The 24,945-nt window shown below is 33.5% G+C and carries 27 protein-coding genes; 10 read left to right on the top strand and 17 right to left on the bottom strand.

Annotated features, from left to right (window positions below):
• The first annotated feature begins 100 nt into the window (after positions 1-100).
• The gene (gene acs / locus ACQ654_RS08760; RefSeq protein ID WP_430409945.1) at positions 101-2,008 is read left to right on the top strand and encodes an acetate--CoA ligase; all 1,908 of its coding nucleotides are present in this window, start codon (positions 101-103) and stop codon (positions 2,006-2,008) included.
• Between the two features lie 39 nt (positions 2,009-2,047).
• Here acs and ACQ654_RS08755 read toward each other — a convergent pair whose 3' ends face one another.
• Positions 2,048-2,506, bottom strand: a complete 459-nt coding sequence (locus ACQ654_RS08755) for a GNAT family N-acetyltransferase (protein WP_430409944.1) — start codon at positions 2,504-2,506, stop codon at positions 2,048-2,050.
• Positions 2,507-2,629: 123 nt separating this feature from the next.
• Between ACQ654_RS08755 and ACQ654_RS08750 the strand changes: the two genes are divergently transcribed.
• Entirely contained in the window at positions 2,630-2,785 is a 156-nt protein-coding gene (locus ACQ654_RS08750; protein ID WP_430409943.1) for a hypothetical protein, read from the top strand.
• A gap of 58 nt (positions 2,786-2,843) precedes the next feature.
• Here ACQ654_RS08750 and ACQ654_RS08745 read toward each other — a convergent pair whose 3' ends face one another.
• The 4 genes from ACQ654_RS08745 to ACQ654_RS08730 all read right to left on the bottom strand — a co-directional run bounded on the left by ACQ654_RS08745 (position 2,844) and on the right by ACQ654_RS08730 (position 7,198).
• Positions 2,844-4,190 carry a DEAD/DEAH box helicase gene (locus ACQ654_RS08745; protein ID WP_430409942.1) on the bottom strand — a complete coding sequence of 449 codons (1,347 nt, stop codon included), beginning with the start codon at positions 4,188-4,190 and terminating at the stop codon, positions 2,844-2,846.
• Positions 4,191-4,244: 54 nt separating this feature from the next.
• Complete coding sequence (locus ACQ654_RS08740) at positions 4,245-5,186, bottom strand: YitT family protein (protein ID WP_430409941.1); 942 nt, start codon at positions 5,184-5,186, stop codon at positions 4,245-4,247.
• Positions 5,187-5,348: 162 nt separating this feature from the next.
• Entirely contained in the window at positions 5,349-5,564 is a 216-nt protein-coding gene (locus ACQ654_RS08735) for a hypothetical protein (protein WP_430409940.1), read from the bottom strand.
• 95 nt (positions 5,565-5,659) lie between these two features.
• Positions 5,660-7,198 (bottom strand): sulfatase-like hydrolase/transferase, encoded by a 1,539-nt coding sequence (locus ACQ654_RS08730; RefSeq protein ID WP_430409939.1) that lies wholly within the window; start codon positions 7,196-7,198, stop codon positions 5,660-5,662.
• Positions 7,199-7,417: 219 nt separating this feature from the next.
• Between ACQ654_RS08730 and ACQ654_RS08725 the strand changes: the two genes are divergently transcribed.
• On the top strand, positions 7,418-7,768 hold the full coding sequence (locus ACQ654_RS08725; protein ID WP_430409938.1) for a hypothetical protein: 351 nt from the start codon (positions 7,418-7,420) through the stop codon (positions 7,766-7,768).
• Positions 7,769-7,775: 7 nt separating this feature from the next.
• Positions 7,776-9,302, top strand: coding sequence for a peptidoglycan-binding domain-containing protein (locus ACQ654_RS08720; protein ID WP_430409937.1), 1,527 nt, complete (start codon positions 7,776-7,778; stop codon positions 9,300-9,302).
• A gap of 45 nt (positions 9,303-9,347) precedes the next feature.
• Here ACQ654_RS08720 and ACQ654_RS08715 read toward each other — a convergent pair whose 3' ends face one another.
• The 7 genes from ACQ654_RS08715 to ACQ654_RS08685 form a co-directional block, all read right to left on the bottom strand.
• Positions 9,348-10,007 carry a hypothetical protein gene (locus tag ACQ654_RS08715; protein ID WP_430409936.1) on the bottom strand — a complete coding sequence of 220 codons (660 nt, stop codon included), beginning with the start codon at positions 10,005-10,007 and terminating at the stop codon, positions 9,348-9,350.
• 18 nt (positions 10,008-10,025) lie between these two features.
• Positions 10,026-10,886: a GNAT family N-acetyltransferase gene (locus ACQ654_RS08710; protein ID WP_430409935.1), complete on the bottom strand. Its 861-nt coding sequence runs from the start codon at positions 10,884-10,886 to the stop codon at positions 10,026-10,028.
• A 21-nt stretch (positions 10,887-10,907) separates the two neighbouring features.
• Positions 10,908-11,543, bottom strand: a complete 636-nt coding sequence (locus ACQ654_RS08705; protein ID WP_430409934.1) for a hypothetical protein — start codon at positions 11,541-11,543, stop codon at positions 10,908-10,910.
• Between the two features lie 21 nt (positions 11,544-11,564).
• Positions 11,565-12,818, bottom strand: coding sequence for an SH3 domain-containing protein (locus ACQ654_RS08700; protein WP_430409933.1), 1,254 nt, complete (start codon positions 12,816-12,818; stop codon positions 11,565-11,567).
• A gap of 99 nt (positions 12,819-12,917) precedes the next feature.
• On the bottom strand, positions 12,918-14,174 hold the full coding sequence (locus ACQ654_RS08695; RefSeq protein ID WP_430409932.1) for an RNA polymerase sigma factor: 1,257 nt from the start codon (positions 14,172-14,174) through the stop codon (positions 12,918-12,920).
• On the bottom strand, positions 14,174-14,527 hold the full coding sequence (locus tag ACQ654_RS08690) for a YciI family protein (RefSeq protein WP_430409931.1): 354 nt from the start codon (positions 14,525-14,527) through the stop codon (positions 14,174-14,176). Before ACQ654_RS08690 ends, ACQ654_RS08695 begins: the two co-directional genes overlap by 1 nt.
• A 66-nt stretch (positions 14,528-14,593) precedes the next feature.
• Positions 14,594-15,097: a DUF2867 domain-containing protein gene (locus ACQ654_RS08685; protein ID WP_430409930.1), complete on the bottom strand. Its 504-nt coding sequence runs from the start codon at positions 15,095-15,097 to the stop codon at positions 14,594-14,596.
• Between the two features lie 92 nt (positions 15,098-15,189).
• On the opposite strand from ACQ654_RS08685, the gene ACQ654_RS08680 reads away from it, so the two are divergent.
• From ACQ654_RS08680 to ACQ654_RS08660, 5 genes are all read left to right on the top strand, one after another.
• A complete protein-coding gene (locus tag ACQ654_RS08680; protein ID WP_430409929.1) occupies positions 15,190-15,321 on the top strand; it encodes a hypothetical protein in 132 nt (43 codons plus the stop codon).
• A gap of 101 nt (positions 15,322-15,422) precedes the next feature.
• Positions 15,423-15,566: a DUF2256 domain-containing protein gene (locus tag ACQ654_RS08675; protein WP_430409928.1), complete on the top strand. Its 144-nt coding sequence runs from the start codon at positions 15,423-15,425 to the stop codon at positions 15,564-15,566.
• Positions 15,559-16,857, top strand: a complete 1,299-nt coding sequence (locus ACQ654_RS08670) for a DASH family cryptochrome (protein ID WP_430409927.1) — start codon at positions 15,559-15,561, stop codon at positions 16,855-16,857. The genes ACQ654_RS08675 and ACQ654_RS08670 overlap by 8 nt, the downstream gene beginning before the upstream one ends.
• On the top strand, positions 16,858-18,393 hold the full coding sequence (locus tag ACQ654_RS08665; RefSeq protein WP_430409926.1) for a cryptochrome/photolyase family protein: 1,536 nt from the start codon (positions 16,858-16,860) through the stop codon (positions 18,391-18,393).
• A 17-nt stretch (positions 18,394-18,410) separates the two neighbouring features.
• Positions 18,411-18,827 carry a DUF2452 domain-containing protein gene (locus tag ACQ654_RS08660; protein ID WP_430409925.1) on the top strand — a complete coding sequence of 139 codons (417 nt, stop codon included), beginning with the start codon at positions 18,411-18,413 and terminating at the stop codon, positions 18,825-18,827.
• Between the two features lie 110 nt (positions 18,828-18,937).
• Here ACQ654_RS08660 and ACQ654_RS08655 read toward each other — a convergent pair whose 3' ends face one another.
• The 3 genes from ACQ654_RS08655 to ACQ654_RS08645 form a co-directional block, all read right to left on the bottom strand.
• Positions 18,938-19,951 (bottom strand): hypothetical protein, encoded by a 1,014-nt coding sequence (locus ACQ654_RS08655; protein ID WP_430409924.1) that lies wholly within the window; start codon positions 19,949-19,951, stop codon positions 18,938-18,940.
• A gap of 199 nt (positions 19,952-20,150) precedes the next feature.
• The gene (locus tag ACQ654_RS08650; RefSeq protein WP_430409923.1) at positions 20,151-21,476 is read right to left on the bottom strand and encodes an aryl-sulfate sulfotransferase; all 1,326 of its coding nucleotides are present in this window, start codon (positions 21,474-21,476) and stop codon (positions 20,151-20,153) included.
• Positions 21,477-21,593: 117 nt separating this feature from the next.
• Positions 21,594-22,112, bottom strand: a complete 519-nt coding sequence (locus ACQ654_RS08645) for a hypothetical protein (RefSeq protein WP_430409922.1) — start codon at positions 22,110-22,112, stop codon at positions 21,594-21,596.
• Positions 22,113-22,314: 202 nt separating this feature from the next.
• Between ACQ654_RS08645 and ACQ654_RS08640 the strand changes: the two genes are divergently transcribed.
• Positions 22,315-23,061, top strand: a complete 747-nt coding sequence (locus ACQ654_RS08640) for a zinc-dependent peptidase (RefSeq protein ID WP_430409921.1) — start codon at positions 22,315-22,317, stop codon at positions 23,059-23,061.
• Here the strand turns inward: ACQ654_RS08640 and ACQ654_RS08635 are convergent.
• The gene (locus ACQ654_RS08635) at positions 23,058-23,714 is read right to left on the bottom strand and encodes a sensor histidine kinase (RefSeq protein ID WP_430409920.1); all 657 of its coding nucleotides are present in this window, start codon (positions 23,712-23,714) and stop codon (positions 23,058-23,060) included. The two genes, ACQ654_RS08640 and ACQ654_RS08635, sit on opposite strands and share 4 nt — an antisense overlap.
• Before the next feature lie 432 nt (positions 23,715-24,146).
• Positions 24,147-24,806 carry a ribulose-phosphate 3-epimerase gene (gene rpe, locus ACQ654_RS08630; RefSeq protein WP_430409919.1) on the bottom strand — a complete coding sequence of 220 codons (660 nt, stop codon included), beginning with the start codon at positions 24,804-24,806 and terminating at the stop codon, positions 24,147-24,149.
• Positions 24,807-24,945: the final 139 nt, after the last annotated feature.

Raw genomic sequence — 24,945 nt, 5'->3', positions numbered from 1 at the left:
GAATTCTTTAATTCAACATATAAAATGGAAAAAATTCTGCGTAAATTACTGCCGAATTTAATCAATATATAAATTACGATCGACCAAAAAATAAACCATTATGAGTAACTATCATATAAAACACTTAGAAGAATATTACCAAGTATATCGAGAATCAGTTCGTAATCCAGAAGTTTTTTGGGAAGAAATTGCCGAAGAACACTTCATGTGGCGAAAAAAGTGGGACAATGTATTAAGTTGGGATTTTTCAAAACCAGAAGTAAAATGGTTTGAAGGTGCACAACTTAACATCACGGAAAACTGTATCGATCGTCATTTATACACACGTGGCGATAAAACAGCAATTATTTTTGAACCAAACGATCCAAGCGAAGAAGCACAACATATTTCCTACCGTGATTTGCATGACAAAGTATGTCGTTTCGCAAATGTTTTAAAAGAACAAGGCATTCAAAAAGGAGATCGCGTATGTATCTATTTACCAATGATTCCAGAATTGGCAATTTCTGTACTAGCGTGCGCGCGAATTGGAGCCATTCATTCGGTAGTCTTTGCAGGATTCTCTTCCACTGCATTATCAACCAGAATCAACGATGCAACTTGTAAAATGGTGATCACAAGTGACGGTTCGTATCGCGGAGCAAAAACCATCGATCTAAAAGGAATTGTAGACGAAGCTTTGAAAGATTGCGAATGTGTAGCATCGGTTTTAGTTGTCAAAAGAATCAACGCTGACATTCATATGGAAGAAGGACGCGATCATTGGTTGCAACCACTACTAGATGAAGCCTACCACGATTGTGTTCCTGAAATTATGGATGCGGAAGATCCGTTATTTATTTTGTACACTTCAGGTTCTACTGGAAAACCAAAAGGAATGGTGCATTCTACGGCAGGTTACATGGTATATAGTGCGTATACGTTTAAAAATGTATTCCAATACCGCGAAAAAGATGTCTATTGGTGTACGGCCGATATCGGTTGGATTACAGGACATAGTTACATTGTGTACGGTCCGTTATGTAACGGAGCAACCACCGTTATGTTTGAAGGTGTGCCAAGTTATCCAGATTTTGGACGTTTTTGGGAAATTGTAGAAAAGCATAAAGTCAATCAATTTTATACAGCGCCAACTGCCATTCGTGCGTTAGCGAAAGAAGGTGTTGAACATTTAGAAAAACACGATTTATCTTCTATAAAAGTATTAGGAACAGTTGGAGAACCAATCAATGAAGAAGCTTGGCATTGGTATGACGATAATGTTGGAAAACGAAAAGCACCCATTGTTGATACATGGTGGCAAACAGAAACTGGCGGCATTATGATTACGCCAATTGCCTTTGCAACACCAACAAAACCGACCTACGCAACGTTGCCATTCATAGGAATTCAACCTGCGTTGATGGACGAAAATGGTAAAGAAATCAACGGGAATCAAGTAGATGGACGTTTGTGTATCAAATTTCCATGGCCAAGTATGGCACGAACCATTTGGGGAAATCATCAACGATACAAAGACACGTATTTTTCAGCGTATGAAAACAAATACTTTACAGGTGATGGCGCATTGCGTGATGAGGTTGGTTATTACCGAATTACGGGTAGAGTAGATGATGTCATTATTGTTTCAGGTCATAACTTAGGAACGGCGCCAATTGAAGATGCAATTAACGAACATCCTGCGGTAGCAGAATCGGCAATTGTAGGTTTCCCGCATGATGTCAAAGGAAATGCATTATACGGTTACGTAACGTTGAAAGAAACGGGCGAAAGCAGAAATCATGATAATGTTCGAAAAGAAATAAATCAAATTATAACAGAACAAATTGGGCCGATTGCAAAATTAGATAAAGTTCAGTTTACACAAGGATTACCAAAAACACGGTCAGGAAAAATCATGCGTCGTATTCTACGGAAAATTGCGAGCAAAGATGCTGATAACTTAGGCGACATTAGTACATTACTAAATCCTGAAGTTGTACAAGATATTATGGATAATGCTTTGTAGCGATAAAAATTATGTAAAGTTGAGTAAAGTCTCCAGATTTTACTCAACTTTTATTTTTCGTTCAAAGCGTATTTTCCGAACACCGTGATCGGTGTTCCATTGTTTCACTTCTTTGAACCCAAATTTCAAATACAATTTCGTGGCAGGTTCATTTTTCAATCCAGTTTCAACTACAAATAAATTCGAATCAAATGTATTGAAAACAAAATCTATTAATTGTTTCGCAATACCTTGTCTGAAAAATTTTGGAGCAACTACCAAACTATTAATATGTGTGAAATTAGGATTATGATCAATTTCAACAACTCCACCGAGTTCTTTATTTTTAAAGTATCCAAAAAATATGGTAGTACTATTTGTATAACTTTCCAGCGGTCTTTGTAAAGGAGGAAAATTTAGTGCGTTTAATAAGTTGGCTTCAATCGCATATGAAACTTGAAAAACTGAACGTATTTCTGTGGCTACTTTTATATTGGAATGTTGTAGTTTTTCAATCATTTTTATGAATTTAAAATAAAGTTATTAATAACCTTTGATTCATAAAACGAAGGTTCTAATTCTTGTTTTCTGTTTTTTACTGGTTTACTTTCATATCATTATTAATCTTAAAATCATTTAGATATGAAAAAAAGAAATTTGAAAACATTAGGCCTTAAAAAAGAAATTGTTTCTAAAATTAGTGAGGTTCTTAAAGGAGGAAGAGGTTATCCAACGTATTTATCTTTACCGTATTCAGACTGCTGGTGCTGGAGTGCAGATAAGGATACACAGCCTTAAAATCATCAACAGTTAAGTAAAGTTGAGTAAGGTCTCCAGACTTTACTCAACTTTATTATTACTTCTTTTTATTCCGCTTGTTGTAATTTTTATCACCTCTAGTTTTTGGCTTTTTATACTTCTTAGCAATTTCTCTTCGGTATGATCCACCTTGATTTGTCTTCTTGTTTTTTTCTTTCTTTTCGTGAAAACCTGGCGCCAATCCAGTTGTTTTGGAAGGATTATTAATTTCACGAATTTTAGTTTGTTCTTCAGGAGCTAATTCAGATGAAATCGCAACTTCTTCGGGAAATTCTAATTGTGGAATTTCATAATTCATCAACGTTTCAATGGCTTCTTTGTATACTCTTTCCTTTTCTGTGTAGAATAAAACGGCGTTTCCTTTGGCTTTTGCTCTTCCGGCTCTACCAATTCGGTGCATGTAATTTTCAGGATAGTTAGGTGTATTAAAGTTGAATACATGCGTTATCATATCTAAATCCAAACCACGCGCCATTACATCAGTAGCAACCAAAATTCGGTTCAGACCTTCATTAAATTGATTGATTGAACGCAAACGGTAATTTTGTGTTTTGTTGGAATGAATCACGCAGGTTTCTTCTCCGAAGTCAGATTTTAAACAATCAAACAACCGATCAGCAATGCGTTTATTCGAAATAAAAACCAACACTTTACTATAGGTTTCTTTATCTTTTAATAGCTGTTTTAATAAATTTACTTTCGTGTAAAAGTTTTGAACAGGATAGCACGTTTGTGAAATATTATCCAACGGTGTTCCGCTTACCGCGATAGAAATTGTGTGCGGAGTTGTAAAGAAATCGTCAATTAATGCACTTACATCATCTGTCATCGTAGCCGAAAACATAATATTCTGACGTTGCTCAGGTAACAATTCTAAAATATTGGTAATCTGAAAACGAAAACCTAAATCTAACATTACATCAACTTCATCAATCACTAATTTTTTAATCGATTTTAATTGCAAAGCTCTACTCAAAACCAAATCATACAAACGTCCAGGTGTTGCTACCACAATATCTACACCTTGTTGTAAAATTTGCATTTGTGCATTCATGTTGACACCACCATAAACTCCAAGCGTGCGCACATTTATATATTTGGCAAACAACTCAATTTGTTCAACCACTTGCACTACTAATTCTCGTGTAGGCACTAAGACTAAAATTCGCGGATTTAGTTGTTTTGAAAATTTCAAATCGCGCAACAGCGGTAACATGTACGCAAATGTTTTTCCTGTTCCTGTTTGTGCAATTCCGACAACATCTTTTCCTGAACGAACCACTGAAAATGATTGTTCTTGAATTGGTGTAGGTGTTGTGAAACCTAAATCGTCAATGGCATATTGCAATTGATTTGATAAGTCGAAATCTTGAAAAGTAGACATATTGTGTAATTTTGCGCAAATGTAGTGTATTTCATGATGTTAGGACGCAGAAATCTATTTCTGTTTTGTTTTTTCTGTATCCTCAATAGCTTTTTCTACATTTTCACCATTTTGCGAATACAAAGCTGGCGTTAACTTTTTAAGTCCTTCTTTGGTGAGATATTTGGTTAAAATTCCACCTTTTATGTTGTTGACATCAAATTCTATAATGAACGCGTTTTCATCAATTTTTTCAATTAAATTGTAAGTTCTCCGAATGTCAATTCTATTAATCACGGTGTGAATGATATTTTTTTCCGTTTGCGCACCGCGTTTTCCATAACCTCTTGAACCTTTGTATAACGTTGTTCCTGCGCCAATAACTTTAATTAATTCTTCTTCAATTTCGGTTGAATGTTCTGAGACAATCATCAAACCAACAAAATCTTCAAAACCCTCAATCATCAAGTCTATAATTTTGGCTGTGACTAAAAATGTAAGAATGGAATACATGGCAATTTCTACCGAAAGTACTTTCGCAGTAATTGCAAATAATATTGCATTGAATCCTAAAATTACTTTTCCGATACTTATTCCTAAACGATCGTTGATGAAGATGCCCAATATTTCAGAACCGTCTAAAACTGCTCCATTTTTGATAGTTAAGCCAATTCCTGCTCCTAAAAATAATCCGCCAAAAATTGCAATCAGAAGTTTGTCGTCCGTAACTGAGGAGAAGTTTTCAAATTGAATAAAAACGGCTAAACCTATAATGGAAAGAATCGATTTGATGAAAATTCGTTTGGATAGCGAAAACCAAGCTAAGATTAAGAACGGAATGCTGACAATGAGTAAGACTATTGAGATATTAAAATCATAAATTTCACTTAGTAAAATAGCAATTCCAGTAACGCCACCATCTAAAAACCCGTTTGGTAGTAGAAACATTTTCAGTCCAATACTTGCCAAAATAATTCCTATGAAAATTTGAAAAATCTCTGAAATAAGTTGTTTCATGTAGCAAGTTTAAGTCTGAAAATATTTTTTCAAAAGATAACGAAAAACTTGTTGTAATGCCTACAAAAATATTATTTATATGTGTAGAGATAATTTTATGAATAGGTATTTTCAATCCAAATAAGAGAAGAGTAAGCGAACCGAAGTTCGCTCGTTTCACAATTAATTGTCTTGCTTAGGTTTTGGTACTTGTAAATCGCACACAATTCCGTCTTCACAATGTGTATTGATACAAGTTCCTTGCGAGCCACCAGGCGCACATGCAACTCCAGGAAGCATAGATAATATTCCGGATGTTCCTCCATTGATAGAAGATGAGTTTAAACTTGAAATAGATTTTTTGTTAAGTTTTAATGACTTAAGATTCTTTCTTTTCATGATATGAAATTTTAAAAATTAGATCATAAATGTATACGATTGACATAGTGAAAACAATAAGTAATAGTGCCCATTTATAAATGGAGAAGTGCTTTTTACTTATTTTGATTTAACGCAATTGGTCCATCCGAGATTGCATTGCGCAATAACAATCGCTTTTCAGCTTCGTGTAGTTTTTTTGCGAGTTCATCTCTGATTTTCTTGTATTTTGGTTTGTATGCTAAGTTTTCCATTTCGTTGTCTTCGTTATCGGTCAATTTATACAATTCGTATTGTGTTGGATAACTTCCTAATGCATGAAAGTAGTACGCAAATTTCCATTCTTTTGTACGAATACATCGAATCCGATTTGCCGCTAAAACCGCCGAAGCATAATCTGCCGAACTCGCTTTGGTATCATCAAACGTAAACATAATTTCATCTTGAACGCTTTCATCATCTGTAATTATTGGCAATAAGTTGTTGCCTTGCAAAGCTTTTGATGGACGTTTTATATTGGCAATTTCTGCCATTGTTGGCATAATATCAATCAAAGTAGCCAATTCATCTGAACTTCGTTGTGGAATCGCTTTTCCTTTTTTGTCTTCACTTGGAAAGAGAATCGGATTTGAAAAAACCATCGGAACATTGAGCGTTTCTTCATATACATTGAATGCTTTTTGTCGCATGCCGCCGTGCGCTAAGCCCATTTCTCCATGATCAGAAATACGAATTACCAACGCTTCATCAGCCATGCGATTTCCAGCATCACTTACATGATAAAGCTCGTCAATAAATTCACCAATTTGTTTGTCAATCTTTGTTAATGTATGTGCATAAAAATTGATGTAGTTTAGTTTTTTCTCATCAGTAGGCAAATCTCCTAAAAGAATATTGGCAGATTGTACAATTTGAAATTGCGCCATTGGTTTTTTACTTTTTAGTAAATCTTCATTGACAGAATATGGCAAACTAACACTTCTACCGAGCCAATTTTTTTTAGAATATCCATAGTTTACACCATTTGGATACGCCAACACATCATGCGGATTTACCAAGGAAAGCACCAAACAGAATGGCACACGTTTTTTACCACTTTCACGTTCGGTACGCACTTGTCGTAAAAAGTCAATTCCTTGCTGAATGTATATTTCATCATGATTTGCGTAACCGCCACCAAAGTTTTGCGGTTTTACATCTTCTCCTGCATCAGGAGCAATCCAACCTTTAAAACCTGTGAGTGCAATTTCAGAAGCTGTCAATCCGTTTTCAGTTTCACCTTTACTCAAGTGCCATTTCCCACGATATTGCGTATCATAACCTTCACTTGAAAGCATGCGTGCCATATTGTAAATTCTTGGATCAAGTTGTGTTTCCGCATCTGAATAACGTCCACCAAAAGTAAGCGTTTGCGTTACACCATGTTGTGACGGGTATATTCCTGTAAATAAGGTAGTTCTGCTAGGTGAACACATGCAAGAATTGCAAAATGCTTTGTTAAACGTAAAACCATTATCTTTTAAAAATGTCATGGTTTTTAAGTTTTCAGTTTCCCAATCTGGCGGAAAATTTTGAGTTGCACGTTCTTGATCTGTTATGATCAAAATCATGTCAGGTTTTTCGGGTAATTTGGCTCTTTGTTTGGAAAAATTCATAGGATTTAGTTTTATTTAATTACTGAATATCTAATAAATTTTTAATTCGTGTGAGCGTGCTAGTACGTTACTCTAAAAACGAGTGAAAGTACTTAAGATATAATTACTTTCTTGATTCGTATTGGTTGATTTATGGTTTTTTCCTATCTTTTCGAAGTGAAATTTTGTATTCAATTTTAGAAAAATATATATTAATAACAACATAAACCAAATTACATCATGGCAGAAGAAAAAGGGCTTAAAAAAGCATTAAACGATTTAAATGAAGCCGTTAAAGATTTATCATCATTACACGTACAAACTTTTTCAGGAGAAGTAGGAATTACAATTGATAGTGATAAAGGATATAAAAGTATAAAGGAGCAAATTGAAAAAAGTAAAGCTGACGGCAAACTCGATTTGGTTGCTGAAACGTTGGCGCAATTTGACGGTGATTCGTATAATTTTGTAAAGAAAGATTTAGACGATATTCCAACAATTACATTAGAAGTACACAAAAATGCAGTAAAAGCTGGTATTGAAACACGTATTGGCTTGTTAGGCTTGTTTAAAAGTTTATTAGTCAAATAGAAAATGTATGAGTGGATTTCCTGTATATACTTTAGCTGAAACTTCAGGTACTGAAATAGAGCAGTTGGGTGATTTTGAAGATATTTTGAAAGGTGTTGAAAACAATGGTTTTGCGAATAAAGTTCCTGAAAACAAATCAGAAGCTTTTGATATGACACATCAAAAAATCAGAATTCAAACGATTGCTGGTCGATTGTATTTATTAGGATATTTACGAAGAAAATTTAATCCGAAGCGCATCCATAGAAAAATTGAGAAGATTAAGGAAGCTGTCTTAGCATTTCAAAAAGATGCAAACTTAACACAAGATAGTTGGGTTGGCAATGAAACTTGGTATGCGCTTGATGAATTGGTAAGTTTTGAATCAACATTTACACATGAAAAATGGTTTGTAGACGGACACATAAAACCAGAAGTTAAAAATGCAATGCACAGAGCCATTCAGTTGCGACTTTGGTGTTTGGGCTTGTTTAGTCGTAAACCAAGACCGAAATTTAAGTTATTAACTAGAAAAAGTTTGTTTGCGTTTACGCGTATTCTTCATATATTTTTAATGCGTAAAAAGAGTTTTGCAGGTGATTTTAATCCAGAAACGTTAGGACTTCTTTTTAATCAAGAAGGATTAGTGCATGCTATAAAAAAGCGTTGCATGGTTAGAAAAAATAGTTTTAAATTAAATTTATCCGTTGAAAACAAAGACGAGTACGAAATACTGTCCAAGGTATTTTTGGTAAACTGTGCCAAAATAGAACTTTGGCTTCTTGGATTTGAGGTTCGAATTGATGGACGAAAGAATTATGACTATGCATATGGAAGTGATATTTGGAATGCACTTGCCAAGTTTCACAGAGAGTTTGAAGGAAGAAGCACGCACAAAGCGGAAGAATTGGCACGTCATGTAACACCAAAACTATTTGTAAGTTTGGGAAATGCTTTAAAATCTGAAGAAGCATACAAAGATGATGATGCAAGCGAAGAAATTGCACAGGAACTTTTTATCAAAGATAACGTTGTCCAAACCACAAGTAACATAGAATATGCATGGAATTATATCAAAGAAAAAGGCATGCGTTTGTGGGATGGATTAAAACGCGTTTGGCGCTGGATTAAAAAGATAGGTAGAAAGGTTGTAGCGTTTGTGCAAAACAATTTATTTAAAGCTTTTTATCGATTTGTTTCCAAGTCGTTAAAAATTGTCATGAAAGGAATTGGCGCCATTGTAAAATCTGTTGCTATTTATGTAAAAGGTGGAATGGTGACGAAAGACATGTTTTTTAAGTTTTCGAAAGATTTTGATACGTCAGTTTATACAAATGAAAATATAAGTGTAACAGATTCTGAAGCTGGTTCTTTAGCATTATTGAAACAAACTACTGCATTTAAGCTTGGATGTAAAATGGTTGGTTATTTGTTTTTCTTTTTCAAAAACCTAACTCTTGGATTATTTGGCTGGGCAAAAATTCTATTTTCGTTGCTTAAAAGTTATAAAGAACTCCGCGTTTTATACCACGATTTTAAATTTATTGCGAGTTGATTTGTTTCTGATTTTTACATGAAAAGTTCAAAATAATAAGTTGTTTTACCCAAACAATCGTTTCCAAAAACTCTTCTTTTCTGTTATTTTACTTTTCGTTTTTTTATCCGTATGCAAAGTCTCGGTAGTCGTTGTTGTTTGTGCTTTTGTAGTTGTAGCCTGAGTTTTATCTACGGAAGTAGAATTTAGGAAAAAATTACCTGTATCGGACATTCCAATTGGAAATTCAGTTCGTTGTTTCCATTCGATTTCGTTTAAAATAGCATTTGGAGGCATTTGTGTTTTTTTATCAAAACTATCGCGACCCATTCCAATCACTTTTTCTTCAATATTAGATGTTGATGCTTCAAAAATAGCTTTGAATTTTTCATCAAAATGAAGCAATAGAATTTGTGTTTGATCTCCAATTTTATAAATATCCAACACTTTGTAACATGAAGGCGCTGCGATTAAGTGAAAACCATATTTTTGCACATCCGGATTTACTTGCGCCATGTTTACGGCTTTGTTAGTGGCAATTGCATATCTTAAATTTGTATTGAGTCCAGCCGCAAAAGAGGAAACATCTGTAAAACCTCTTTCTTGTATAATTTGAAAATTGTTGTATTTAGCAATGTAATTTGGGTTTAAATTGCAATCTCTGTAATACATGGTAAGTCCAGAAAATGTTTCATTGTATGCTTCTTCAATTTGTGTGTGTTCCATATGTTTTGTTAGATACGTTTATCCAAGTTCAAAAGTGGTTATTCCGAAAATTTTAGCACTGTCAACTGTTGGTGGCGTTCCTAAATACATGCGTGCGCATTCAAAAACATAAGTTGCCTCGTACTTTTGTGTGAGTGATTTTGCGGCTTCATTTATCATAGGAATGTCTATAAATAACGATTCGCCAATTACTGCATTTAAACACGCTTTGTATAACGCTTCTGCAATTGCTGGATTATCGGCAAATAGCGGACAAACTTTATAACCTTTAGTAGCTTTTCGGATAATTGCAAACCCTTTTAATTGATCGTTTTCAACATATTTAAATGTTTTTGTCAATGGAAGTTGCAACCACGGTTTTAGAAATTGAGGACGTGGAAATCCAAAACATTGTTGATCGTAGGCTGCGATACTTTCAAAATCATCTTCTTTAATTTCGGAGATATTTTTGTCAATTGTAAAATCGGTTCCTTTTTTTTCATAACGCACGTCTCTAAAAGCAATTTCAAAACCACCTTTTTGATAAAATGATTGCATGTCTACAACGCCGTCAAGTCCAATAGTTGCGTTTTTGTCTAATCGCGAAAGCAATAAATCACGTCTGTGATACCACAATTTTCTACCAATTCCGTGTGTTCTGTATGTAGGTTTTACAATGAAAAATCCCATGAATCCAAATTTCCCATCATATGAAACAATTGAGCCGCCAGCAATAAGTTCTCCATTATAATGAAAGCCATAAAAACCATCAGAATCGGTTGCATAATACACTTCGGCATCATGCGAACCTGTATTCCAACCTTCTTTTTCTGCCCAAGAAGCGAGTGTTTTTACACCTTTTAAATCGAGCTTTTCAAATTTTAATTCGTCAATATTCATAACTAAATTATTAATTAATGATTACGAATCTTTGTCCTTGTTCATAAATTGATTCAGCAAATCATTCATATCTGGCATACTTTCAAGATGGGTTTTCACTTTTGAGTGCATGTCTTCAAACGTAGCTTGATTGTTGAGAACTTTCAAAGCATATTCAATTGGATACAATGACATAACTGTTTGATTTTTATCATATTTTATCGTCATAGCGCGCAATGGGAATTCAGGTTCACTATCTTGATATAACTTGAAATCAAATGTTTTGATCATATAATCTGCAAATGCCAATGCTAAATACATTGTCGTTTCTTTATCTGCTAAATTAAAGGCTTTGCAATACATATGAAATCCCATACCATCTTCTATAACTTGATCTAAGTTGATTGGATGGTTTAAAGGATTTTCTATTTTTTGCTCAATGTTAGTATCAATATAAAACCCTTTTATGATTTTTAAACAACCGTCTAAAATGAACTCGTCAATACGATCTTCTGTATACCTTTTGTCAAAATATTCTGTTGTGAAAATTTCTTTGACTTCTCCTTTTTTGGTCTGATCGTTATTTTTTGAGACTGTTTTTGACGCTTCTTGAGGATGTTTTGGCACTTGCTTTTCCGTTTGTTTTTTTGAAGAGAATAGTTTTTTGAAGAAATTCATAGTATTTTTTTTTGATTGAAATTAACAGCCGCAAGTACCGAAAATATTTATATTAGAAAGTACTGTTCCATCTTTTAATGTCAGTTTCATCGTGCCCGCATACGATTGTGCTTCAGTTTTGGCTTCTCCATCTTTAAAAGCAACAATTTTTAAATCATACGTATCATTGTAATAATGTGCATGATAATCTCCACGCTTATAATCAGGATTCGCTACTTTTTTACTGTTGAGAAGTATATATTCTCCATCAACTTTAATAGAAGCTTTGGCTTTTGGAGCTTCCTCAATGTTAGAAAATAAAACGATTGTTTTATAGTCGTTAGGATGCGTTCTGAATGAACAACTACAACCGCTATTAATATCTACTTCTTGCGGTAACGCTGAAAAATCACTAATAATTTGTAGTGGTTTTGCAAACGCAATTTTTTTGTTAAGTGCCGCAATTGTTTTGTCATTTTCTAGGAGTGTAGTCGTGGTCCAAACTCCATTCACCATGACAGGTTTTGCATTCAATTGCATAAAATGTTTGTCTACTCTTTGCTTGCGTTCGTATAATTTGTTGGTTTGATAATCTTTTACCGTTTCTGAAAGTTCCAAATTACGCTCGTTCTCATAAATATCAACCGTAAAATTAAAGAAGCGTTCTTTTAGAATTTCCCCTTTATCATTTTTAAGTGTGTAGGTATGATAATATCCATATTCGCCAACTTCAGTATGTTGAATCTCTAAAGTTTGTCCATTTTTCAGATATGTAGTTGTGGTAGTATCTGCATCGCCAGCTTCTCGATTCCGAACTCCAATATTTTCCCAAGTTGTCAAATCAAAATTCCCAAAATGAGTGAAGTCAAATCGATCTTTCGTGATAATTGCATTTCCTTTACGCTCATTTTCTTTTTTAACAGCGCCACCAAAAACCCAACCTTCAGTATTATCTGTTGTAGTCACTTTTAACCAATTTTCCTGATACGCAACACCGCGGAGTACAATAATATCTCGATTATCAGACCTAATTCCAGTAAATGTTAAAGGCTCTTTGTTTGTGTACGTTCCTACAATAGTTCCTTTCGTACTTGGCGAATCACGCATATTAATATTCGTTACCCAAGCAAAGTAAGTAGTATCATTTTTGGAAGTTTTCGTGGCATCTTTTGAATCTTTCGTCGAAGTTTCTGAATTGGTTTTAGGAGTTTCTTTCGTTGCTTTTTCCTCACAAGAAACTAGGAAGAAAACTATAAAAAAGATACTCAACGTTGAAAAAAGGGAATAAAGCTTCATGTTGTTACGGCTAGAATTAAGTTTTCTAAAGTATGAAATATTATAAAAATAAAATACTTTTACAACGGTCTATTTTTGAGGTGGAAAAAAGCTTTAATTTTATTTTATGGTTTCTTTTCGCTGAATTAAAACAGTTCGCTTCTTCTCCAAATACTCTTTTTCTAACGAATTAATCACAGTTTCTAATGCCAAATCTATATTGAGAATCGCTTTTTCAAGATTTTTTATAGCGTAATAATAGTCGGAAAGTGTTCCATAATACAAATAACTTCGTTGCGACAAATCGTTTGCTTCAACTTGATCTAAATGGTTTTTTGCTTGCGCGAAATTTAAGTTCTGTAAACACACAACTGCCATCGTTACTTTGTAAATTGGCATTGGTTGAATGGCATATAAACATTGATACCAATACAAAATTTTTGTCCAATCGGTTTCATCAAAATTTGAAGCACGCAAATGTTCGGCGGCAATTGCGGCTTCATAATGATAACACGAATATTCAGTGTCCGAAACGGCTTTGGTCATCATAGTGTTTCCCAATTGAATTAACGGAAAGTGCCACAAACTACGATCTTGATGCTTTAAATCGAGAAGTTCATTTTCAGCATTTGTTTTTGCTTCCAATCGTGCCGAATGAAAACACATTAATGCAAATAAAGCATATGCTGCGGAAGTTCGTGTGTGCGTATTTTTAAGCAACATTTTACACAATCGCATGGCTTCTCCGCACAATTCTTTTCGCACTAAATTTTCTTTGGAATTGGAGTGAAAACCTTCATTAAATATTAAATACAAGACTTCCATGACGCTTTCCAAACGTTCGGGCAATGCGTTTCCTTGTGGAATATGAAACTTTATATGTGATTCTTTGATGGTTTTTCGAGCGCGTAGCAATCGCTTTTTTACGGTTTCTTCTTTGGTTAATAATGCGGAAGAAATTTCTTTGATACTAAATCCTGAAACCGTTTTTAATGCAAATGAAATTCTGTCTCTTGGATCTAAGTTTGGATGACATGCTGTAAAAATCATGCGCAATTGAGCGTCTTCAATTTCGGTATCTAAAAACAGTTCATTAACGGCAATAAAATCGCGACTTTGTTGAAGATTTGGAAGCTGTTTTTTTTCAGCTTTGAGTTTTCTAAAGATATCTAAAACTCTATTTTTTGCGGCTTGTGTAAGCCAAGCTTCTGGATGTTGAGGTTGTTGTTGTCGCCAAGATATACTGGCTTTGATAAACGTATCTTGAACGGCATCTTCAATAATTTCAAGATGTGCAAGCCCAAAAATTCGAGTTAACACAGAGACCATTTTTCCACTGTGATAGCGGAATAAATGGTCTATGAGTTTTGATTCCATTACTTATGATCTTCAAAAACAGTTACTTCTCTAATTTCAACTGTTCCGCCTAAATCGTAATCTGGAAAATCTTGCGCAATTTTTTCAACAGCATCAAAGTCGTTGGCAACTACTAAATAATAACCGCCAATAATTTCTTTTACTTCTGCCGAAGAAAGATCAGTTACGGTACGATTTTCTCCAACAATTCTACGAATTTGCGGATTCAGAGCATTTCCTCCACGCAAAATTCCAGCTTGTTCCATTTTATTTCCCCAAGCAAACCACTTTCCCATACGGTTTTGTAATTCTTCTGGCGAAAGTCCTAAATCAGCGTAATCTGCTCCGACGAAAATCATCATAAATTCTTTCATAATAGTATGTTTTTATATTGTTATACCTCTAAGACGTTTTACAAAAGACAAAAGAGGACAAATATTTTAATTATTTTTTGTTGATTGATAAAATGCTTGTTCAACCATGCGTTTCACAACCAATCGGTGAAACGGTTTTACAATTGCCATATATATTTTTCCTTTCACATTATTATACTCAACTAAGGTAGTAACTTTTATGTTATACATCGGTGTATTTGTATTGTGTACAATAGCTCTAAAATTTAGATGACTATCATTTGCACCCAAAATAACTTCGTTGTCTGTAATCGTATAAATTTTGAAGAATTTTACATAACCACCAACTTTAAAATCTTCCGAATAATCGTCAGGAATTCCAGTTTTAAGTCCAAAAAATTTTACAATACTATTTCTCATCTTAAATAGAAATTCAACCCATTTTGGTGCAGTATTAAAAATTTGATTGGTAATTTCTTCAATAGAATTTTCTTGATTTGTAGTAGAAAATGTATCTGAAAAATCAATTTTTGGAAACAATTGCTTCGCTTTTTCGGAGATAAAAACGGCTTCTTCTTTTACGTTCGACATTCTAAATTGCTTTCTAAAAGTTTATAATCATAAAGTAGCATAAAGTTACGATTTATTACTTTTAATTCCTTTAAAATTAAAACGTTTCCATATTGGAAACTTTTATAATTGCTTCCATTCCTGTAGCTTCTGGTAATTGCGGAATGGTTTTCCGAATCTTCTTCCCTAAAAATACAAAAACGGCAACAACGGAACGGAAACAATCGCGCCAAACGTATATTTAATATTCATAATCATTTCAAATTAGCATGTTAAAGATACAATTTTCAATAGCATAAAATTATTTTGTTTAATAGTTTTGTATATTTGTTAAACAAAATTAATTATGAAGAAAACACAGCTTCCATCTAAAATCTGTAAAGTGTGCCAACGACCTTTCAATTGGCGTAAAAAGTGGGAACGTGTTTGGGACGAAGTTCAATACTGTAGTGAACGTTGTCGTAGAAATAAAAACAAAAAGTATGACTAAAACTGGATTGGTTTGGTTTCGAAATGATTTGCGTATCCACGATCAAATTTCTTTGGTGAAAGCCGCTAAAGAAAACGATTTTGTAATGGGAATCTATTGTTTTGATCCACGACAGTACGAAAAAGATCGGTTTGGTTTTGTTAAAACTGCAAACTATCGTGCACAATTTTTAATTGAAACGGTGAATGCTTTACAGCAAGAATTAAGTGAATACAACATTCCACTTTTTGTACATATTGGAAATCCAGAAGAGATCATTCCAGAGTATGTGAAGATTCATACTATTACGTCTGTGTACTTGCAAAAAGAATGGACTTCGGAAGAAGTAAACGTTTTTGAAAACGTAAAAAATGCAGTTTCAAATACTGTAGATTGGATAGAAACCTACGATCAGTTTTTATACCATCCAGAAGACATTCCGTATGAAATTGCTAAAATTCCACAGGTTTTCACAGGGTTTCGTAAAAAATGTGAAAAATATGCAAGCATTCGCGAATTGGAAACGATTTCTAAAATGCCTAAAAAAAACCGTGTTGAGCAACTCACGAAAGTTCCAACGTTACAAGACTTAGGTTTACCAGATTTTGAAAAAGATACACGATCGGCTTTTCCATTCAAAGGTGGCGAAAAAGCAGGTTTGGAACGTTTGAAACAGTATAGTTGGGACACTAAAAAGTTATCGTATTACAAAAAAACGCGCAACGGATTGGTTGGAACAGATTACAGTTCAAAATTCTCAGCTTGGTTGGCAAATGGAAGTTTATCGCCACGCATGATTTATCATGAAATACAAAAATATGAGTCGCAAATTGTCAAAAATCAATCTACGTATTGGATGATTTTCGAATTGATTTGGCGCGACTTTTTTAAATATATTTCCCTTAAGTATAGAAACGATATCTTCAAGTTAGAAGGTATTTTGCACAAGCAGTACGATTGGAACAGTGATCCGAAATTAATTCAACAATGGATTGATGGTGAAACTGCCGAACCTTTCGTGAATGCAAACATGCTCGAACTCAAGCGCACAGGTTGGATGAGCAATCGCGGTCGCCAAAACGTAGCTTCGTACTTTGCCAGAACGTTGCAACTTGATTGGCGTATTGGCGCCGCGTACTTTGAATCGGTTTTATTAGATTATGACGTGCATAGCAATTATGGAAATTGGATGTATGTGTCAGGCGTTGGAAACGATCCGCGAAACAGAACCTTTAACGTGAAGCTTCAAGCAGAACGGTATGATACAAACAAAAAATTTCAAAATCTTTGGTTACAAACAAGTTTATTTTAGATGAAAACAGTACGATTACTTCTTGGCGATCAACTCAATTATGAACATTCTTGGTACGGAAAAACCAATGATGAAGTTGTGTATTTTATGGCGGAAATGAAACAGGAAACAAACTATGTAAAACATCACATTCAAAAAGTTGTGGCGTTTTTTAAAAGTATGCGATCGTTTTCTGATTGGCTAAAAAGTGAAAATCATCAAGTTATTTATTATCAATTGGATGATGAAAAAAATCAACATGATTTGGTTGAAAATTTGAAGCAACTCATTAAAGATCATAACATTGAAAAGTTTGAATATCAATTGCCAGATGAATATCGTTTGGATGAACAATTGAACGATTTCTGCAAGAAAATTGATATAGAAACGGAAGCTGTTGATACAGAACATTTTTTGACTTCTAGAACTGATTTTGTTGCTTTTTTCAAAGGAAAAAAACAAATGGTTATGGAATATTTTTACCGTGATATGCGAAAGAAATATGATATAATGATGATTTCAGATAAAAATCCAGAAGGAGGAAAGTGGAATTTTGATCAAAGTAATCGTAAAAAGTGGAAAGGCTCGCCTGAAATTCCACCAGAAAAAAATATTAAAAATTCAGTTGCTGAAATTCACAAAATGATTCAGAAAGCTGAAATTAAAACGATTGGAAGTATTGATGTAGCAAACTTTCCTTGGCCAACAAACCGTAAAGATTCTTTACAATTACTCGATTATTTTTGTGAGGAATTGTTGGTTCATTTTGGTGATTATCAAGATGCAATGCACACAGAAGAACGTTTCTTATTTCACAGTCGTTTGTCATTTGCAATGAATTCGAAAATGTTGCACCCGAAAGAAGTGATTGAAACGGTTGTTTCCTTTTGGCGATCAAACAAAGAAATGATTGATATTTCGCAAGTAGAAGGTTTTGTGCGGCAAATTTTAGGTTGGCGTGAATATATGCGCGGAATGTATTGGAAAGAAATGCCAAATTATAGAACTTTGAACAAGCTAAACAATACAAATTCGCTTCCAGAGTTTTTCTGGACAGGAAACACGAAAATGAATTGTTTGAAACATGCCATTACACAAAGTTTAGAAAACGCGTATGCGCATCACATTCAACGATTGATGATTACAGGAAATTTTGCATTGTTGACACAAATGCATCCTGACGAAGTTGACGCATGGTATTTAGGAATTTATATTGATGCCATTGAATGGGTTGAAATTACCAACACACGCGGCATGAGTCAATTTGCTGATGGCGGATTGGTCGCAACAAAACCATACGTTTCTAGCGGAAGTTACATTAACAAAATGAGCAATTATTGCAAAGATTGTGTGTATAAAATATCTAAAAAAGAAACGGAAGATGCGTGTCCATTCAATTCGTTATATTGGAATTTTTTAGATGAAAAACGTGAGCATTTCAAAGATAATCAACGAATGAATATGATGATGAGTTTGTTGAATAAAATGGACAAAACAAAACTAGAAGCATTAAAAAATAGAGCACAAGCAATCATTGCAAATCCTGATGATTACTAATAGAAAAAGAAAGAAATATGCAAGAGCAAGAAGAAGATAAAAGACCCGATAACGTCGTTTTTGACGAAGAAACGAATAGCTACAATGCGGCATTAATGCCATATGCAACGAATGTTGGCGCGCCTGTAATTACAACACCTGATACAGTTACGTGGAAAAATGTAAGTATTGATAAAGTCAACAAGCAAGTCAAAGCGAAATATGATGAACTCAAAGCGGAATATGACGCGTTGATGGAAAAGTTTGAATACAACAACTTAATCTACAGTGCAAAATTTAACTTTGAACCTATTGTTGGCGAAATTTATCATTTGTATCGCGATAAGAATCAACAACCGTTTTTATCTATTATTGCGCCAACACAATGTAATTTTGACTTTGTTGGTAGTTTCCGTTTGAATGCGGACAAAATGTGGGAAACTGTCGGAGAATAATCATGTAAGATGTGACATTTAAAAGGTTATTCTGAACTTGATTCAGAATCTCACTAAGCTAATTGTCTATTGTTTTGTGAAACCGAATCAGGTTCGGTTTGACGTGCATATTACAATTTAGTATTCTCTACATATTTCTTAAAAGTAGCAGGTTTATCAACATGTAACGCTAATTTTGTAAACGGTTTTTTAATGCCAAATAAACCGTGAAGTGTTTGTTCAGTGTGTGTTTCAATGATGATATTATGACTTTCCAATTCGCCCAATAAAGCAAAACGAACAATACCGTCTTCTTTTGTAAATGATTTTTTAGAAAGCTTTATTTCTTTGACTTCGTTTAATGGAATTTCAGCTTCTTGCATGATTCCGTAGCGTAACAACAATGTATCTTTTGTGACTTCAATTGGTCGTTTCATTAATGATTTTGCATATCCAAATACTTGAAAACCAGAATAAATACTTGCAATAGTCAAAATCCAAGCGGCAATTATATTCCATTTTGCTAATAGGTGATGAATTGGCGTAATTTCTATCGCGATAAGCATAATCAATACAAAAAATAACGCTACCGAACCACTTTCTTTGTGATAACTAAATTCGTTTTTGGCTAATTTTCTACGTTTCCAATAGATGAATCCATAGTAAAAAACGGCAATCTCAGTTGTAAACGGGACAACAACTGGTTTTGGTAAAATTTCAGCACAGGTCTTTTTCAATGCTGTGAAAAAATCTAATGAAGTGTCTTTTTGTGTTCGATGAAATAGAATAGCTTTTCGAACTTTATAAATCACAAATGAAGCAATACTAATTTCTATAATTGGGAGAAACCATGTTTTGAATAGTTGTAAGTAATGTTGATTGTTTTCAGGCAAAATGTACATTCCGACAAGCAATCCAAGAATCATCACGGGAACAATTGTCGTTTTTGGAATGTTTGTTTTTCGAATTAATAAGAAGTAAATAAAAGGAATCGTAAGTAATAAATCGAGTGTAATTCCTAAACTTATCGCAGTTGAATCTGCTTGAAAATACGATGATTTTACAAAAAGAATAAGCGTTGCAAGCAATGCAATAGGAACTCCGAATCTTACCAAGTTGCGGTTGAATAGCGTTGTGTTAATCATACGTCTCTTTTTTAGCTTTGGTACTAATGGTTAGTGTAAAAAAGTATGATGATGTTACACAAAATGAAGTTTATTTTTCTACAATTTTGAAATATAAATTTACGCCTTACCGCAGCATGTTTATAAAAAGAGAAAGCCTTCAATTTTAGTAGTATTGAAGGCTGTATTTTAAATCGTTTTCGAATTGTAATTCTTGTATTTACAAACCTAAACTGCTGATGGCTTCATCATCAGATTCGTAATCGTAGCATCTCCAAAAACCTGCGCCGTCGCCACCATTGTAACGCCATGCAATTTCTTTTTGCGGTGTAATTTCCCAAAACCCGAAATCACCTTCACAAATTAATGTGTTTCCATTATTTAAACGAACTGCGCCTGATATTTTACTAGAAAATAAATCTGGATTTTCGTAAGACCAAACCAAATTTGGTTCGTTATCAGCATCTGGTGTAAGCGTAAAATTTTGTGGCATTTCAAGTTCTAATATTTTAGAAACATTTGCATTCAATCCGTTTACGTAAACCAACATGTTTCCTTCACCTGGAACGCCATTTTCTAGTAAATTTGGATAGTGATTACGATCACTTCTAACTTCTCCAACCGTGTTGTCATATGCTAACGGATTTCCAAAGCGGTATATTAAATCGCCACCTTTTCCGTAGTTTCCACCTGTATTTGTAGCGGCTTCGGCAGTTGTTGTACTGTGATCAATAACCCAAACTTCATCATAGTAATTTACGCTTAAATAAATTACATCTTTGTCATCATCATAATCAAAACCATTTGCATGCATGATATCGCCATTTGCTATTTCTTGCGCATTGTAATTGATGTCAATTTTTTGTGGATTTTGACTTATATCTCCATAATTTGGAAGCGTTGCATCACTGTCATGAATGATGTGATCAAAGCTTCTCCATTCCCAAACAATTGTGTTTGTTGTTGGGTTAATTTCTATTAATTTTTCTGGATAAATATCACCAGTATTTGTTGAACCTTGTGTTGTGGCAGTTGCTTCAGTAATACGTTCCCAAACAAGTATTAATACATTTCCATTTGGTAACATTTCTACATCATGATGCATTACAAAATTAGTTGTACTGAGTGAATATTCCCATTCTATATTTCCTTCAAAATCCATGATACGTGCAATTCCTCCATAACCACCGAAGATAATGGTAGCATTTTCATCTTTGAAGATTCCTAATAATTTTCCGTTTGGTAAAATTTCAAAATCATTGCCTAATTGATTTGGGAAATTGAATTCGTGTAGTTTTTCACCAGTTTTATCCATCAAAAAAGCATTGTCTCCACCATTTACAATTGCCAATGTAAGATTGTTATGAATTTTGTCAGCTTCATAAATTTCTACTTCATCCGCAAGCACTATTGGATTTGGATCTGGAGCTGGATCAGGATTTGCTGTAGGATTGGTAGGTGTTACTATAGTATCGTCTCCCGAACAACTTACAAATGCGAATATAGACGCACATAGAAAGTATTTAATAGTTGATTGTATTTTCATGGTCTTTTTTTGATTTTATAAATGTATGGAATTATTGAGAAAATTCCACTCAAAAAAGGCTTTTCATTTTTCAATGAATGTACTTCTTACTTTAGTCTAATTTTTGTAAAAACCTTACTATTTTAGAGTGTGTTTTCTTTGTTTTCGATCTAATGAAAAGTTAACCGTAAGTTGTACAGTTCCTTTATTTACAGATTCAAAGTTTTTATTAGCTAAAACTATATGCGGATTAAATGTTAGTTTAAATTTTTCACCACCAATTCCAATAATTGGAATGTACCGAATGCTTGCATTTTTAAAATTGGTATAGGTTACTATTTCTGAGCCTATGACAATGAATTGATAGTATAAAAAAGCATTAATTTTTGGGCCAATAGTAACATTTTTTGTGTTGATTCCTACATCAGTTCCAATTCCGTATGCAAAACCACCGCCATGTCTTCCACCATACGTAGTTTTATTAATTCCGACAGAAAGAAAGTGAAAGTTACGATTGTTTGGTTTGCCAAAATTATACGAATATCCTGCTTCGATATTGGTAGAAGTGTACATATTATAAGCGCGATGATCTTGACTAAAACTACTTATACTATACACAAGAAAGAGGAAAAATATAAGTACAGTATTGGTTTGCATGGTATTTTCGGTTTTATTTATAACGATTGTTCAACTTAGTATAGTATTTTGAAGTTTAATTTTTTTTAAACCTTATTCTATTTGTAATTAATGAAAGTATTTTACGTTTTGTACGCAAGAATAATTATTTTAGCTAAAATCGATAATTTTACAAACCATTTGTTGAAGTATACTACTTCGCTACTAATTCAAACTATTGCTATTGCTTGCACACTTAATCAAAGGTTTCTTATATAAAAGCACAACGTTGTATCGTTTTGTGTTGTTTCCGAAAAAACTAACAGAAAATCAACGCGCAATTCTTGTTAAAGATTTTTCTTTTTACACTAAATTAACGTCAAAAGAACAATGTGTTTTTGAACATAGAGTATTGCGTTTTATAGCGTATCACACATTTGTTGGACGCGAAAAGTTATACGTTACTGAACGTATGCAATTGTTAATTTCGGCAACAGCAATTATGATTACTTTTGGGTTTGATCGGTATTTACTTTCTAAATTTGAAACGATTTTAGTGTATCCAGAAGATTATTTTTCTAATGTAACACAGCAATATCACAAAGGAGAAGCAAATCCAAAGTACAAAACAATTGTATTTTCTTGGGAAGATTTTGAGGAAGGAATTAAAATTGAAGATGACAATCTTAATTTAGGAATTCATGAACTTACACATGCAGTTCATTTTAGTTTTCTTACCGAAAAAAGTTATAGTGCGTCACATTTTTTAAAACATTACAAACTATTATTACTTTCGTTGAAGAATAAACAAGCGCAGAAACGATTGATTGAAATGGACTATTTACGTGATTATGCATTTGAAAATCAATATGAGTTTTTATCGGTATTGGTAGAACATTTTTTCGAAACTCCCGAAGAGTTCCGTGCAAAACTACCAAACATATATAATCGTGTTAAAATAATGTTGAACATGAATGTTGCACACTTCTAAAGCTGAATTAGCGGTATTCTAAGACAACTTTTCGTTCCAAGTGTCATTCCTGTATCATTTGTGATGTTTTGAACTTTTAAAAGCTCTTTTTCGCAAACGTCTCCGTTAATAATTTTCAATCGTTCATTAATGTTTTCAAGAGAAATTCCAGAAGCTTCATAAGCATCTTTTTTCACTTCAGAAATGCCTTCTCCATTATCAGTAATACAAATGTATAGCATTTCGTCTTCCACATCAATTGTGATGTTCAATTCTCCTGTTCCTGTTTTCTTTTTACTTTTTAAACCATGTAAAATTGCATTTTCAATTAATGGTTGTAAAATTAATGGTGGAACTTTTGTGTATTGCAACTCGTCTTTTAATACGTTATTGATTTTTATAGAATACAAAAAACCATGATCAAACAAATCTTTTTGCAACTCAATGTAGAGTTTCGAGATTTCAACTTCTTCTTGTAAAGTGATCAATTTTGTTTTGGTCGATTTTTGAACCAAACGATACAAATGTGAAAGTCTATTAAGCCAATTAATAGACTGTGCAACATTGCCTTTTGTGATAGAGTTGCAGATACTCTGAATAGCATTATTTATAAAATGCGGATTCATCTGTGAATTCAGAAGATCGTATTTTAATGCTAATTCGTGTGTAGACATAAGCGAATAAATTTAAGAGTTAAAAAATCCTATTACTTGGTTTGGTTGACTGCTTAATGGGTATATGTAAATGTAGTGTTGTTACAGGCTGTAGGCAACTACAAGTAGTCTTAATTCATGAATTAGCATTCTACATTCACGGAAAGTAGAAACCTAGTTTTTTATATAACTATTTGATATTTAGTTAATTGAATCTATTTTTGTGTTTTTGTCCAAAAAACGTAGAATTCGAAAAAAGGAGGTGCGTTTTCCGTGAAAACGCACACTAAATTCATGAATTTAAGTCTTGAGATTTATTAAAAAATTGTTAAGAAAAGCGAATCACTATGAAGTAAGTAGAAAAAATAAGATCATTTCAATAGAATGAAAGCATAAAAAAAGGCAGTATTTTTTTAAATACTACCTTTATATTTTTGAATGAATTGAAACTTTTTAAGAAACAATTTTCTTTAAATTTTGAATAGTTTGTGTAGGGTTTTCAGATTTGAAAACAAAGCTTCCTGCAACTAAAACATCCGCGCCAGCATCAACCAATGCTTTTGCATTTTTGTCATTTACACCACCATCAATTTCAATTTCAGTTGAAGTACCTTTTTCAGTAATTAACGCTTTTAACTTTTTAACTTTATCATAAGTATTCTCAATAAATGATTGTCCGCCAAAACCAGGATTCACACTCATAATACAAACTAAATCAATATCGTTAATAACATCTTCTAAGAGATTTACATTTGTATGCGGATTCAAGGCAACTCCAGCTTTCATTCCTGCAGCTTTGATAGCTTGTAACGTTCTGTGTAAATGTGTACACGCTTCATAATGAACCGTTAGTACATTCGCACCTAAATCTGCAAATGTTTGAATATAACGATCAGGATCAACAATCATTAAATGAACATCAATCGTTTTGGTAGCATGTTTGCTAATGGCTTTTAAAACGGGCATTCCAAAAGAAATATTCGGAACAAAAACGCCGTCCATAATATCAATGTGAAACCAATCTGCTTCACTTTGGTTTACCATTTCAATATCACGTTGTAAGTTGGCAAAATCTGCGGCTAGGATAGAAGGCGCAATTCGTTTTGTAGACATAATCTATAATTTGTTGTGTGTTGTTGTTTGCCGACAAAAGTAGTATAAAATAAACGCTCTCGCAATGCGAGAGCGTCATTCATCAATCAAAAAACGAACAGTTATGTTATAAAAACTAAACTGCTGTGCGGTTTTAGGA

Source organism: Kordia sp. (assembly GCF_965283645.1).
GTDB lineage: Bacteria > Bacteroidota > Bacteroidia > Flavobacteriales > Flavobacteriaceae > Kordia.
Note: the sequence above shows the minus strand (reverse complement) of the source record. Positions and strands in the feature narration are given on the sequence as shown.